This is a genomic window from Labilibaculum sp. DW002, from assembly GCF_029029525.1.
Taxonomy (GTDB): Bacteria; Bacteroidota; Bacteroidia; order Bacteroidales; family Marinifilaceae; genus Paralabilibaculum; species Paralabilibaculum antarcticum.
In genome coordinates, this window is sequence record NZ_JAKJSC010000001.1 from 650,065 (window position 1) to 665,199 (window position 15,135).

Here is a 15,135-nt window from a genome sequence, read left to right on the forward strand (position 1 = left end):
ACCAAGCATAAAAAAACCTCGTTTTTCAACGAGGCTTTTTTTATTAAATGTCTTTAGTCTTGTGCTCTTGTACGTATTTGCGCTTTTTAGTTTTTAAAACACTATATTTTTTACCGAAATAATAGGTGAATGTAAAATATGCAATCCTATTTTCGAATTGATATCTCATTCGATGCTTAAAACGATCATCAGAGGTACTGGTTGCAATTTTCATCGAATTGAATAAATCATAAACCTTTAATGACACTACTGCTTTTTTCTTCATAATTCTCTTAGCAAGAGTTAAATCAACATGAAACGTTTCGTCAGAATTACCTTGCGCGATTGGCATTTCCGAATAGTAAGTCATTTTGGTTTGCACCGTAAATAATTTTGGTATCCGCATCGTTGAAGTAACTCCTCCAAAATATCCAAAATCACTCCTATTTTTAAAATCTAGTTCTTTTGTAGAATAAAATTTCTGATAATTTCCAGTAAGATAGGAATTAACACTCCACCATTTATTCAATTTAAACGCCATGTTTAAATCAAGTCCAGCATAATGTGTTTTATCAATATTTTTTGAAGTAAGTACGGTATTGTCATTCGAATCTAAACTACGCAATAATTTAATGCAATCATTCCTAACTTGAAAATATAAATTAGTAGTGTAGGTAACTTTTTTACTCCTATAAATATAGGTTAATTCAGGTTTATGGGTGTAATATTGTCTAATGTCTTGAGATCCTAATCTTTGATTTAGGGAGTCTAACACATTTTGAAATGGGTTAAGGTTACCTGAATTAGGTCTAACAACCATTTTCGCATAAGACAATTGCAATTGCTTGTTCTCACTTAATTTGTATGACAAATGAAAACTAGGAAATACATCTAAATAATCTTCATTATAAGTCTTGTTCGTCTTAACATCTGAATACTCAGCTCGTAAACCAAACTGATAGCCTAGATTGCCTTTTTTGCCACTTATTTGTGTATATGCTGAATGTATAAGCTCTTTGTAATCGAAATTCTCCTCTGTTTGAATTGGCACTTTAAATTCAATTTCATTCGACCTATACATAAAACCAGATTCTAAAGAACCATTTTGTCCTAATGCTTGTTGATAATCAACTTGAATAAGTCCTTCTTTTCTTCCAGCATCAAATTTATCAGAAGATTCAGACATTGACGAAGATAGAATATTACCAAAATCACGATATAAACCTTTATTTGTAGCACTATTGTCTGTGTAAGCAGCATCAATAGAAATCTGTTGACCTTTTCTTTTGAACTTATGAATATATGCCATGTTATAATTCATAGAATTATAATCTAAATCTCTCGACCCATCCCTAAAACTCTCTTCAGGCATAACGCTACTTGGGATATCCGACCTTAAATAATTATATTCTCCATTCCAGTTTTGTTTAATATCTTGTTTGGATAAATTAAAACTCAAGGTGTTATTATCATCAATCAATAAATCCATTCCGAATTGCCCCAGATGAACTCTTTTACCATAGTCTATTTCTGCTTTCGATTTGACTAAATTCAAATCATCAATTAGTAAAGAGGAAGAATAATCTCTTCCAAACCAATCATCAGTATAAGAATAAGAGCCCGAGAAATTAAATTTCCCTGTTCGTAAACTCAAACTTGTTCTACCCGTTTTTTTATTTTTCGTTCCAAGTTTAATGGATGTATTACCTTTAAATCCTTTAGAACGATTCTTTTTCATTATAATATTAACAATCCCAGCAGAACCTGAAGCATCAAACTTAGCTGAAGGATTTGATATAATCTCAACTCGATCTACATCATTTGCAGGTAAGCTATTTAAAATATCGGAGGCCGATACGCCTAATAAACGGCTCATTTTACCATCTATTAGAACTTTTACATTTGAGCTTCCTCTGTATTTCAAATTCCCTTCTGTATCCACATTCAATTTAGGTATTGTAGTCAACACGTCAGTAATATTACCAGCATTAGAGGCAAGAGAATTGGATACATTGTATACTGATCTATCCAATTCTATTCTTTCAAAGTCTCTATTGCCTGTAACTTCAACTTGGGATATCAATTCTGTATCTACTTTTAAGGCAATAGACTTATTTAAAACAAGTTTTTCATTCTCTTGAAGAGTTAAGTCTTTGCTTTTATAATTCTGATATCCTAAATATTCAACTTTATAAAAGTACTTTCCTTCTTTAAGGTTTTGAATAAGAAAATCACCTTTACGGTTTGTAATTGTTCCTTTTATTAATAAAGAATCAGGTAAGGAAAAGATAGAAACAGTTGCATACTCAAGTGATTTATTCAAATTAAAATCAACAATATTTCCTTTTAATTCAGAGCTTTTAGGATGCTCAACCTCTTTTTGTGAAAAGCTTTTTTCAGGGGGAAATAGAAATACTAGAAACAGAGGTAGTGCCCTTTTCCAGCTATTAAATTTAAAATTCATTAGTAGTGTTTAAGGTTAGTGGTATTTAAATTAGTTAGTTATTGCGGTCAGCACAAAAATAAAAAATTTATGTTATAGAACAAGTCCAATCATAATATTTTTCAATCACCTTTCACAAACAGAAAATATCCGTTTATCACAAAAATCACACATCTCACCTTAATCATCAGAATAATAACACTTTATTAAAATCCATCAAAACAATAATGCCTATTAAGCAAATCATGATTTATTTTTCACAATTCAATATTCAAGCATTTTTCAAATGATTATCAAATTAAAACCATCATTTACAAGTAAATGATGGTTAGTATCAACAATTTTCCTAATGTTATATTTCCAATTGATGTTTCAAAAGCTTGAACCCATTTCTACTTACTTTTAAGCTTTCTCCGCTTTTCAGTATGACAAGCCAATGATCTTTTTCATATGGCTGTAATTGTGAGATTTGATCAATCTTCACCAAATAGGACCGATGTATACGACAAAACTCATCTGAATTTAGATGTGTTTCGAAATATTTCATGGTTTTTTGCTTTAAAAATCTTCCCTCTTTTGTGTAGATCATTACATAATCATCTTGTGCTTCAAAATACTTGATCTGATCTACTGCAAGTACATCAATTTTATTTCTGGATTTAACGACAACTCTTGTCAACAACTCATCCGATGAATCATTATGTGATTTTATTTTTTCTATTTCTTCCTCACCTGTTACAGAACTAGAAACACGTTCCTTAACCTTATTAATCGCATCCTGAAATCGTTCTTTTGAAAAAGGTTTCAAAAGGTAATCGACAGCATTGTGTTCAAAAGCCTTAATTGCATATTCATTGTAAGCTGTTGTAAACACAATATTACATGGTTTATCAAGCAACTCTAACATCTCAAATCCTGTTAATTTGGGCATTTGCACATCTAAAAAAACCAAATCCGGCTGCAATTCATTAATGGCTTTTAATCCTTGAAATCCATCTGAGTACTCGCCTAAAATTTCAATATCATTATAGCAATCAAGAAAAGAGCGAACTAAATCTCTTGCCAATGCCTCATCATCTATTATAATTGCTTTCATAGCTTATTTACTTGTGGAAATTCCAGATTTACTGTAAAATTCTTTTCTCCTTTCACAATTCTCATCAAATCTGAACGACCATAAATTAAATTTAATCTTTCTTGAATATTTTGTAAGCCTATACCGTTCCCTTTAGGAGGAATTGAAGTTGGATCAAAATTATTACTAATACTTATTTTAAGGATATTGTTCTCTACTCGACACTTTGTTTTAACACTTACTGGATCCAAACTTTCATGTACCCCAAATTTTATAGCATTCTCGTATAAGGGTTGTAAAATTAGATTCGGAATTTTCAAGTTCTCACAATTTGAAGAAAGATCAAAATCTAAATTTAAACGATCCCCGAAACGAACTTTTTCAATTTCCATATACAAGCGGATATTACTCAGCTCGTTACACAAACTATTCAATTCTTTTAAATCTTGTGCTAATGAGTATCTTAAATAGGTAGAAAGTTTAACTACCATCTCCCTCGACTTTTCTGGTTTGGATAAGGTCAATGAACTTACCGAATTAAGGCTATTAAACAAAAAGTGTGGGTTAATCTGAGACTTTAGGGCTGTTAATTCTGCTTCCTTAACCAACTCTTTCAGTTCAGATTCATGTAGTAATTTATCTTGAAAATTTCGATAATAAATAATCAAGTAATACAATAGAATGATATAATCATAAATCCCAAATGCCATGAATACCTGCCAATGTACTGGAATGATATAATCTAAGCCCTCACTTGCTGCTCCAAAAAGAACTACTCTTAATTGATATGCAAGTGAAACCCATATTCCAACAACAATAATTCCTGCCGTAAAATGGTGTAATATAAAACCCCAGACGCCTAAATTCTCAATACTTACGTAGACTACAACAAACCAAATACAAGCCCCGAGTATTAATAATGGAAAACAAAAACTAAAGGCATTTATAATTGCATCATTAATGGATCTACCTTCAAAATACCAACCTATTATAAATAATAGTGCAGTGAAAAAAATCCAAGATGCTAAATACACAACAAGGGCTAATCGATTCTTCAATAAGGGATGTTGCATTTGATTTATTTATAAGATTTTATTTCACATCCTCCCATTAATACAAGTCCTCTAATAATTAATTCTTTTTTAGGTTCTACAATATAATTTGTAGTTGCTACTCTTTTATCTGATACACCTCCCATAATTGCGGTAACCTCAACCTTAACATCCCAATCAGATGGAACAACTAAAACACAGCCTCCAAACATGGCAAAAACATCTATCACATTGGTTCCTTCGGCCAAATCTGCACTGCTCAAGTTCAATTCTGTACCCCCAAAGACACAAGTAACCTTACCTCCTCTAAAATTTTTGTTGTTGATCATTTTTTCACCACCTCCAAAAATATTTAACTCATCAATATAATCCGAATCGATTCCAACACCTGATCTACTATGGCCTTCACAAGCATTGCGTTTACGAATAACGACCACACCTACAACAATCATAACTACTGGCCAAAATAAGCCTCTCCAATTAAAGCTCCAATCAAATATAATTGGAAACATAAATACACCACCTACTGCCATCAAAACAATACCTGTTGTTTTATCTTCTTTGCCAAAAAAGAAAAGAGCACCTAAACCAATTAATAATCCTGGCCAAGAGAATATCATATGCCTTAATTCGTAGGGAATAAAGTCTAAATTTTTAAGAACCAATAAGCATCCAAATAGGATTAAAAAAATACCGAATATTGCACGGTTATTTGGGTTTGATTTATGTTGTGTTTTCATAATGATCTATTTTACGATATGAATTTATTTATTTTTTGAACAATAAGGCGAATCAGGAGCAAAAATAAATGCTATTCCTCCTAAAATAAGTAAAGCTGGAAAAAACCACATATGCCAATTCTCAGGAATAAAATACAAATCATCCATAAGGAAATAACCACCTGCTGCAATCGCTATCATTCCACCAAAAATTTTTCTTCTAACCAATACCTGTAATAATCCGAAAAGAATTAAAAAGGCTTCCCATCGATACAGGTATGCTTCGATAAAATTAGATTGATAGTTAAGCCGCTCTAAAACAATTACAATTCCAACAATTATTAGAAGCAGTCCAACAAATAGACTTTTATTTTTTTTATTTTCATCCATGATAATATGGTTTAAGATTTGGGTTTCCTTTGTTTCTATTGCTAAAATAGAATAATAGTATAGCTTTTACTTGTTCAAATCGGTTAAGTGCTGTCAAGAATCGGTAAATGGTTCAAAAAAGAAAGATCACTCAAAGGTGATCTTTTATACAAGTTATAAATACTCGAATATTTACGAATTTAACCTTAAATCTAACTCTTATATAATGCAGCTTGGTATTGGTTTTAATTATTAGATTTATCAGATGCAACTGAGTTTCGTATAGCTTGGTTAACATCTACAGACACTTTAGAAGGTAAGGTGAAATAAAATGCAGAGCCTTCACCTTCTTTACTATCTACCCAAATGTCACCATTCAGCATTTCAATGTGAGCTTTGGTAATCGCCAAACCAAGTCCTGCTCCTTCTCGAGCCATAACATCCTGAATATCTGCCTGAACGAATCTTTCAAAAATTGCATCCTGACGATCTTCTGAAATACCAATTCCAGTATCCTTTACAACAAACTTAAATATTGAATCTTCTCCATTGCTTATCAACTCGTAACCATATTCTATATTACCTTCCTCCGTATATTTAATTGCATTTTTTATTAAATTAGAGAGAATCGCGATAAATTTATCCTTATCAGTATTAATTTTAGCTTCTTTATTTAATAGTCCTTTTTTAAATAAAAGATTCATTCCCTTAGCTTCAACTTCTTGTTTAAAGATATTATATAAATAATCTATCTGTTCATTGATATCAAATTCCTCAATTTCTACTGTCACAAGACCTGCTTCAATTTTTGAAATATCCATAATATCATCAATAATATTCAGCATTCTATCTCCACTTTTCATTATTATACTGAGGTATTTATCCTTTTTAGCGATCGTGAGATTACTGCCACTCAAAAGCCCCGAAAACCCAAGTATACTATTCATTGGAGTTCGAATCTCATGACTCATATTTGCTACAAAAGCAGACTTTAAACGATCACTTTCCTCAGCTCTCTTTTTAGCTCTAACCAACTCTACCTCTGACCATTTATGTTCTGAAATATCTTGAATAATCCCAGATAGAGCAATTGGCTTCCCATCCGAATTTAGAATATGTTTTCCAGTGGATTTTATCCAGCGCATTTTGCCATCAATCCGTTTTATCCTGCACTCAAAGTTCCAATCTGAAATCGTCTCTAATGCTTTCTTAAAAGTTTTTTCCACATCAGTCCTATCCTCAGGTAAAACATGTTCCATAAACATTTCAAAAGTCCATTTACTCTGTAATGTTTTATATCCAAAAATCTGATCATGGATTAGTGTTCTATGTGATGATTGGTCTTGTAAATTAAGATCCCATGCGCCAATATGTCCTGTTTCTAATGCTAAACTTAGTCGATTTTCACTTTTAGCCAATGCCACTATCGCATTTTTCTGTACCGTAATATCGTGAATAGATCCCACTAAAAACTTATTTCCTGACTCATCAATAAAACGAGTCTTGCTTGTAACTATAGTTTTCGTAATTCCATCTGAAGTCAATGTTTCTTCTCGCAAATCAGGTATACCTGTATCAAGAACTTTTCGATCTGTAGTTAAAAAATGTTCTCTTTCATTTTCTGGAACTTGCTCTGCAAGTGTGTATCCAATCACCTTATTCTCATCCAAATTGAAAATATCAAAAAAAGCTTTGTTTGCCATTGTAATTCGATGATTATCATCTTTTACAAATATTGGATCATTAACAAGATTCAGAATTGTTTTTATTTGCTCTTTTTCATCTCTCAAGTTAACATCGGCATGTTTACGTTCAGTAATGTCAATGGCTGTGGTCAAAATTGCTCGCGTTCCTTCATAATCGATAAGAGTAATTGTTATATCGACCCATTTGGTTTGGTTCGATTTTGTAAGTATTTTCATTTCGTAATGATCGGGAACCGTCTCACCAGCTAATCTTCTGGTAGCTCTTTCATTTACCATAGCTCTTTGGTCGGGATGAACAATATCTAAAGCTTGTAATTGGAATGATTCTTGCTTCGTATACCCAGTAATTTTCTCCCAATATTTATTTACATATAAAATTCCCTTTTCATAATTTGTTGTCACAATGGATATAGCAACTTGAGCCGTATCAGCCAAGTTCCTAAATTTTTCCTCACTTGCTATAAGTGCACCTTCAATAAGTTTACGCTCAGTGATATCTCTTGTAAACATCGCCAATTCAACATTCCCATTGGTATAACTAGGAAATATATGAGTTTCATAAAAATGCCCACTTCTTTCGTCGCTATAAACAATTGGCTTTCTCTCCTTTATGATTTTATCGGCTGCTTTTTTTCGTCTTACACCATCCTTTTTGGGTAATAAATCATAAACATTTAAGCCGATTAACTTATTCACAGAAACACCAAAATTATTTGCAAATGCTTCATTTGCTATCTTTATGTTTCCATCTTGCTCTAGAAGAAACATAAAATCAGTACTGCAATTTATTAATGCATTTAAACGAACCTCCAACTCTGTATTTTCAAATTCTCTTAATTTACTTTCTGTAATATCACGCCCAGTAGCATAAACTGATTTCTCACATGAAACAGACGTAGCTTTCCATTCAATATATTTTACCGAACCATTCTTGTGGATGTATCTATTATTAAAATTTATTGTTTTTTCACTTATCAGCAGATTTTCAAATTCTTTATTTGTTTTTTCAAGATCATCAGGATGTACTATATTAAAAAAAGGTTTATTAATAAGTTCCTTAGCATCATAACCAAGCATATCTGTGTAAGCTGGATTCAAAAAGGTAAAAACACCTTTATCATCCGTTATACAGATAAGATCCTGAGATAATTCAATTAATTTATTTGCGTTCATAATTGAAATTTAAGATTGAAGTCTATTGATATCACTTGCAGCTTCATATATGGCAAAAATATCATCATCGATAATGCGCTAATTCACTCACCAAGTTCTCCATTTTTAATAATAGCTTATTCTTATTTTAGTCTTCATGATTCATAGCTAATTGATCTTTAAATTGACTTCTCAATATTCTAATTCAATAAAAAGAACTACCTAATTAACATTGCTTTATCACAAATAAGTAACGGCTAATCTTAAAGATAAGTCATGCATTATCCATTTCAAAGAAGTTAATTCATTTTTTTGTTCGATCGAAATGGCTACAAAAACATATTTTCTGGACAGATACCTCTTCCTTAAACTTATCAACAAACTCATTTTCATCATGATTTTTAAATTACTTTTCCTAATCTCAAAAATCATTGAAATCATTTGCGAAATCACCACAAGGTTTACTATTTTTACGATTCGAGGTTTGTTTTTAACGACATCCTCTTCTATTCACACAACGATAGACCTTTATTATTATGAATCAGGCAGAAGCAAAAGTTCGCATAGAAGAATTACGTGGACAATTACATACTTACAATCACAATTATTACGTATTATCGCAACCAAGTATTAGCGATTATGACTTTGATATGCTCTTAAATGAGCTAATCGATCTAGAAAAACAATTTCCTGAATTTAACGATCAAAATTCACCAACCCAACGAGTAGGTAGTGATATAAATCTTGAATTTAACCAAGTGGAACACAAATACCCGATGCTCTCTTTAGGAAATACCTATTCGGAGGAGGAAATTCGTGATTTTGAAACCAGAATTAAAAAACTGATTGATGGTGATGTTGAATATGTATGCGAAATGAAATACGATGGCACTTCCATTTCTTTGACTTATGAAAAAGGAAAATTAGTGCAGGCGGTTACTCGTGGTGATGGTGTTAAAGGTGATGATGTTACTGCCAATGTAAAAACCATTCGATCGGTACCATTGCAACTAAGCGGTAAAGGGTTTCCAGATGAATTTGAGATTCGCGGAGAAATCCTAATGCCTTTTGAAGTTTTTAACAGCTTGAATGAAGAGCGCGAAGAAATTGGCGAAGCAGCATTTGCTAATCCTAGAAACGCAGCTTCAGGAACTTTAAAAATGCAGAATTCATCAATCGTAGCCAAACGCAAATTAGACTGTTACCTATACTACCTATTGGGCAAAGAAATTCCAACTAGAAATCATTACAGTAATTTGCAATCGGCAAAGGATTGGGGCTTTAAAGTCCCTTCCAACACGAAACTTTGCAAAAACATTGAAGAGGTAATTGCCTTTATTAAAGAGTGGGATGAGAAAAGAGATGATTTACCAGTACCAATTGATGGAATTGTAATTAAGGTGAACTCATTGGACATGCAAGAAGAACTCGGGTTTACCGCCAAATCACCGCGATGGGCAATATCGTACAAATACAAAGCAGAAAGAGTATCAACCAAATTGGAAAAAGTAACTTACCAGGTTGGAAGAACAGGTTCCATTACACCCGTTGCAAACCTAGAAGCAGTTCAATTAGCAGGAACCACAGTAAAAAGAGCATCTCTTCACAATGCTGATATCATTCAAAATTTAGATTTACACGAAAACGATACTGTTTATGTAGAAAAGGGAGGCGAAATTATTCCAAAAATTGTTGGAGTAGAATTGTCTGAAAGATCTGCGGAAGCAAAACGAATTGAATACATTGATAATTGTCCTGAGTGCAATACCGCTTTGGTTCGTAAGGAAGGTGAAGCTAACCATTATTGTCCAAACGAAATGGGCTGCCCTCCTCAAATAAAAGGAAAAATTGAACATTTCATAAGTCGAAGAGCTTTAGATTTAGATGGATTGGGGGAAGAAACAATCGATTTATTGTTTCAAAAAGGTTTGATTAAAGATGTTAGCGGCCTGTTTCGCCTTACAAAAGAAGATATTGTACCATTGGATCGTATGGGTGATAAATCGGCAGAACGTATTTTAAATAGCATTGAAAATTCCAAACAAGTACCTTACGAAAGAGTTCTGTACGCCCTAGGAATTAGATATGTTGGAGCTACTGTTGCAAAAAAATTAGCCAAAGCAATCCCTTCTATCGATAAATTAGCGACTTCCACTCTTGAAGAGTTAATTGAAGTAGATGAAATTGGTGGAAAAATTGCTGAAAGCATTGTTGAATATTTCTCTAATGAGTATCATCAAAATCTGGTGGCTCAATTAAAAGAATTTGGCTTGCAATTAGAGAAAAAAATTGTTGAAGATGAAAATTCCAGCAATACCTTGGAAGGCTTATCAATTGTAATATCGGGTAGTTTCAACAAATACTCCAGAGACGAATTAAAAGATTTAATTGAATTACATGGTGGCAAAAATGTAGGATCTATTTCCAAAAAAACAAGTTTCCTTTTAGGTGGAGAAAAAGTTGGTCCAAGCAAGTTAGCTAAGCTAGAGAAGTTAGGCCTTGAAATGAAAAGTGAAGATGAATTTCTAAAAATGATTGGATTGTAACATTCAATTAAAAAACGAGGATTATTTTTTCACTTCGTTATCTTAACCCTAATTACTAAAAAATGAATTTTACAGCAATAGATTTTGAGACTGCTAATGGAAAGCGAAATTCTGCCTGTTCCCTAGGTCTTGTGCGTGTCGAAAACGGAATAATTGTTGAGAGTAAAGATTGGTTGATCTCCCCTCCTGAAATGTATTTCCACCCAATGAATATCAGTATACATGGCATTACTGAAGAAGATGTAATGAACGAACCAAGTTTCAATTACATTTGGGAAGAAGTAGAGGAATATTTAAAAGATGAGATGGTAATCGCTCACAATGCTAGTTTTGATGTCTCGGTATTGCGTGCGTGCCTCGAAACTTATGGCATTGCCTTTCCTAATTTTGATTATATGTGCACAGTTCAGATTAGTAAAAATATTTGGCCTAATATGCCTAATCATAAACTAAATACCTTGGCACATATTTTCGATATTCCTTTAAAGCATCACGATGCATTAGAAGATACTTTGGCTTGTGCAAAAATTGCAATTAAAGCTTGTGGTGTAATGAATAGCACTAATCTTTTACAATTGGCTAACGAAATAAGCATTACTCCAGGCAAATTATACAACAAAGGTTACCGAGCTCCAAAAAAAATTAAATAAGCTTAAATTATGATTTGGAAAATGAAAATTTTCCTAACTTGTCAATTCGATTTACAAACGTTCAAATTGACCCAAAATCATAAGCCTACATCTTAACTATTAAAAACAAATGAGTTTTTTACAAAATATTAAAAATCGCCTTGCTAATAATCACATTCGGAACAAACAGAAGAAGAATCCGAGAATAAAAGAATTTCACAATTTAGAAAGCGCAAAAAGCATAGGGATTTTGTTTGATACGCTTGATGACAAAAATCATTCGATTGCTAAAAAATTCTCGGAAGATTTATTGCAAAAGGGCTATAAAGTGCAAACAGTTGGTTGGATAAATGCGGATGAGTTACCAGATTTTGGTGTAGCACAAAAGATATTATTCTACACCAACAAAGATGTTAAGTGGAACGGGGAACCAATTAGCGAGGAGCTAGCTGAATTTGTTACTAAAAAATTCGATTTGCTATTCATATTTACAGAATCGGATCATCTTTCGATAAAATACCTTACACAATTATCAAATGCTTCATGCAAAGTAGGCTCATTAGCTGACAATTGCGAGCATCTAGATTTAATGATTGATCAAGGCAAAAATAAATCATTAGCAAATTTAATCAGTGAAAGCTTAAAATACCTTGCTATTATTAAAAAGTAGTTGATAAACTGGCATAAATATTGTGTTTAATTTTAACAAAAAAATTTAAAAAAAGGATATTATTTAAACAAAAATGAAAAATATTATGAAGTATTCATTTCGCCTAATTGTTTTTACACTGGCTATTTTTGCCAGCGTTTCTTGTTCCAGACAAGTAACCCGTGTATCTCCTGATCAGCAAATTGACTTGAGCGGACGTTGGAACGATACGGATTCTAAACTAACTGCAGAAGCATTAATAGAACAACTACTAACTCGTAATTGGATAGAAAACTATCAACAAGAAACGGGTAAAAAACCAGTAGTTATTGTTGGCCTAATAACGAATAAAAGTTCTGAACATATCGATTCTGACACCTACATTAAGGATATTGAAAAAGCTATTTTGAACGATGGTAGAGTTCGTTTGGTTCAGGCTGGAGCTAAAAGAGAAGCACTTCGCGAGGAGCGTGCAGACCAGCAAGATTTTGCCTCTAAAGCAAGCATCAAAAAATGGGGCCAAGAACTTGGCGCTGACTTTATTTTACAAGGAGATATTAGTTCAATAATTGATAGTTATAAAAAAGAAAAAGTTAGATACTACCAATTAAACTTAGAGCTAACCAACCTTGAAACTAGCGAACTGGTTTGGATGGGTGACAAAAAAATTAAAAAGTACGTTAATAAATAAATTGGTACAATCAGGAAGTCACTTTTGACTTCCTGAATTTCTTTATTTGGATGAACAAGCTTCTCTTACATATTACTGCTAAAATACGAACTGCATTTCTACTCGTTTTCCTTCTGTTCTTATCTGGCTGCGCTACTTATTACATGCAAAATGAAGCTTTTAATGCTTCTTTTTTACGTGGAGACATTTCGGGTGCTGAAAAAATTCTAGATCAGGACAAAAAGAACAATCGAAATAAAAATCGCGCTTTATTTTTATTGAACAAAGGAACTTTAGCATGGATGCAAGAAGATTATACTGCTGCAACTAATTATTTTAACGAAGCGGATCTATACATTGAAGATCAAAGAAAAAGTGTTGGTTCGGAAGCTCTTGCTATGCTTACCAATCCAATGACAAAACCCTACCAACCTGAAGATTTCGAAAATGTAATGCTCAATTTCTATAAAGCCTTAAGCTATTTAGAAATGGGAGATTCAGAAAAGGCTCTTGTTGAATGCCGCAGAGTTAATGAAAAGCTATATGCTCTGAACGATAAATACCCGAAAAAATTTCAAAACAGGTATAGTGATGATGCTTTTGCTCATACGCTTATGGGTTTAATTTATGATTCTACTGGAGATTCAAATAATGCTTTTATTGCTTATCGAAATGCTTTAAAAATATACGAAGAGAATTATCTAAAAAATTTCAATACTTCTGCGCCATTGCAATTGAAAAAAGATCTTTTACGTACTGCATTCCAAACTGGTCTGAATCAAGAATACGAAAACTATAAAAATGAATTTGGTTTCGACTATCAAAAGAAAAATAATAACGAGGGAGATGTAATCTTAATTTGGCTATCTGGATTAGGGCCTGTAAAAGCTGAATGGAGTATCAATTTCAGTGCTCTTAACGGCCGCGATGGATACCTTACGATGGTAAATAATGAAGAAAATGTTACGCTTCCATTCTTTGTTGGGAACATGGATCGAAACACAAGAAGTGCTTTTAGCGATTTAGATTTTGTTCGTGTTGCATTCCCAAAATATCAAGAAAGAATTCCATTTTATACTTCGGCAGATGTGCGAATAAATAATTCGACCACCTACCATCTAGAAAAAGCACAAGATCTAAATGCGATTGCCTTTAAGACATTAAAAGATCGTATGGTTAGAGAGATGGCAAATTCTCTTTTACGCCTTGCGACTAAAAAGGCTCTGGAAAGCTACGCAAGAAGTAAAGATGAAAACATTGGTGCTCTACTTAGTATTTTTAATGCTGTTACCGAGAAAGCTGACACACGAAATTGGCAAACACTGCCTCACTCAATTCACTACACAAGAATTCGATTAAAAGAAGGTAAGCATCAACTCATTTTACAAGTTAATTATCCTGGAGGAGGAAGTAAGGATCAAGAAATAGAAGTAAATGTGAAAGCAGGTAAAACAAATTATTTTACATTTCACAATATGGAATCAAACTAATATAGGACTTTTTGAAAGTGTAAAACAAACCAATTTACTCCTCTCAGAAATATACTCTGTATTAAGCGTTATTTCTTCATTAAAAAATCGTTGACAGCCCATTAACAAACCAATGGCCAAATCAACAAGTATTTTTTCTGTTTGATAACTTATCTGGAAAGTACTCTCGTTAATTTTAATAGCCCTGAACTTCGGAATTTTTAATGCTGGAAAAGAATTTTGCATTTTTTCATGAATGAATTCATCGACCTGATCGAGAAATTCAAATATGTTACTATTCCCTGCAAAACTAGGTCGGAATAAAATTACAAGGCGACTAAAAAGATATTCTCCAAAATTTTTAGCGACATCGGACGATGAGTTGCCAATTTCACGGCCTAACAATTCACATAGTTCAACAAACTGTGCACAAGGATATCCAATTTCTGATTCGTATACCCCATTATTACCAACTCCTAATTCTGAAATAATTTTTTCTGTAAGATTATGACCATATTCCTTTTCTGCCATTTCCAGAAATTCCGTAAAAAATATTCCCTTCATTATTCCTCCTCTTTACATCATTCAAAGTAGTACTTCGCACAAAATAAATCATTAATACAGTAACGTACCAATAACGGAGAAGAAGAAAACTAATTGTGTAAAGGGGTAATAAA

At 32.7% G+C, this 15,135-nt stretch carries 12 protein-coding genes; 5 read left to right on the plus strand and 7 right to left on the minus strand.

Features of this window, described 5'->3' with window-relative positions:
• Positions 1 to 43: 43 nt before the first annotated feature.
• The 6 genes from L3049_RS02555 to L3049_RS02580 form a co-directional block, all read right to left on the minus strand.
• Positions 44 to 2,443, minus strand: coding sequence for a TonB-dependent receptor (locus L3049_RS02555; RefSeq protein ID WP_275108213.1), 2,400 nt, complete (start codon positions 2,441 to 2,443; stop codon positions 44 to 46).
• A 331-nt stretch (positions 2,444 to 2,774) separates the two neighbouring features.
• Complete coding sequence (locus L3049_RS02560; RefSeq protein ID WP_275108214.1) at positions 2,775 to 3,518, minus strand: LytR/AlgR family response regulator transcription factor; 744 nt, start codon at positions 3,516 to 3,518, stop codon at positions 2,775 to 2,777.
• Positions 3,515 to 4,570, minus strand: a complete 1,056-nt coding sequence (locus tag L3049_RS02565) for a sensor histidine kinase (protein ID WP_275108215.1) — start codon at positions 4,568 to 4,570, stop codon at positions 3,515 to 3,517. The genes L3049_RS02560 and L3049_RS02565 overlap by 4 nt, the downstream gene beginning before the upstream one ends.
• 5 nt (positions 4,571 to 4,575) lie before the next feature.
• Complete coding sequence (locus L3049_RS02570) at positions 4,576 to 5,289, minus strand: LiaF transmembrane domain-containing protein (RefSeq protein WP_275108216.1); 714 nt, start codon at positions 5,287 to 5,289, stop codon at positions 4,576 to 4,578.
• A gap of 24 nt (positions 5,290 to 5,313) precedes the next feature.
• On the minus strand, positions 5,314 to 5,658 hold the full coding sequence (locus L3049_RS02575) for a LiaF transmembrane domain-containing protein (protein WP_275108217.1): 345 nt from the start codon (positions 5,656 to 5,658) through the stop codon (positions 5,314 to 5,316).
• 224 nt (positions 5,659 to 5,882) lie between these two features.
• On the minus strand, positions 5,883 to 8,516 hold the full coding sequence (locus L3049_RS02580; protein WP_275108218.1) for a PAS domain S-box protein: 2,634 nt from the start codon (positions 8,514 to 8,516) through the stop codon (positions 5,883 to 5,885).
• Positions 8,517 to 9,031: 515 nt separating this feature from the next.
• Between L3049_RS02580 and ligA the strand changes: the two genes are divergently transcribed.
• From ligA to L3049_RS02605, 5 genes are all read left to right on the plus strand, one after another.
• Positions 9,032 to 11,041 carry an NAD-dependent DNA ligase LigA gene (gene ligA, locus L3049_RS02585; RefSeq protein ID WP_275108219.1) on the plus strand — a complete coding sequence of 670 codons (2,010 nt, stop codon included), beginning with the start codon at positions 9,032 to 9,034 and terminating at the stop codon, positions 11,039 to 11,041.
• Positions 11,042 to 11,103: 62 nt separating this feature from the next.
• Complete coding sequence (locus L3049_RS02590) at positions 11,104 to 11,691, plus strand: exonuclease domain-containing protein (protein ID WP_275108220.1); 588 nt, start codon at positions 11,104 to 11,106, stop codon at positions 11,689 to 11,691.
• Positions 11,692 to 11,800: 109 nt separating this feature from the next.
• A complete protein-coding gene (locus L3049_RS02595) occupies positions 11,801 to 12,340 on the plus strand; it encodes a DUF6913 domain-containing protein (RefSeq protein WP_275108221.1) in 540 nt (179 codons plus the stop codon).
• An 85-nt stretch (positions 12,341 to 12,425) separates the two neighbouring features.
• On the plus strand, positions 12,426 to 13,010 hold the full coding sequence (locus L3049_RS02600; RefSeq protein ID WP_275108222.1) for a penicillin-binding protein activator LpoB: 585 nt from the start codon (positions 12,426 to 12,428) through the stop codon (positions 13,008 to 13,010).
• Between the two features lie 50 nt (positions 13,011 to 13,060).
• A complete protein-coding gene (locus L3049_RS02605) occupies positions 13,061 to 14,479 on the plus strand; it encodes a COG3014 family protein (protein ID WP_275108223.1) in 1,419 nt (472 codons plus the stop codon).
• Here the strand turns inward: L3049_RS02605 and L3049_RS02610 are convergent.
• Complete coding sequence (locus L3049_RS02610; RefSeq protein ID WP_275108224.1) at positions 14,471 to 15,022, minus strand: heme NO-binding domain-containing protein; 552 nt, start codon at positions 15,020 to 15,022, stop codon at positions 14,471 to 14,473. The two genes, L3049_RS02605 and L3049_RS02610, sit on opposite strands and share 9 nt — an antisense overlap.
• Between the last annotated feature and the right edge of the window lie 113 nt (positions 15,023 to 15,135).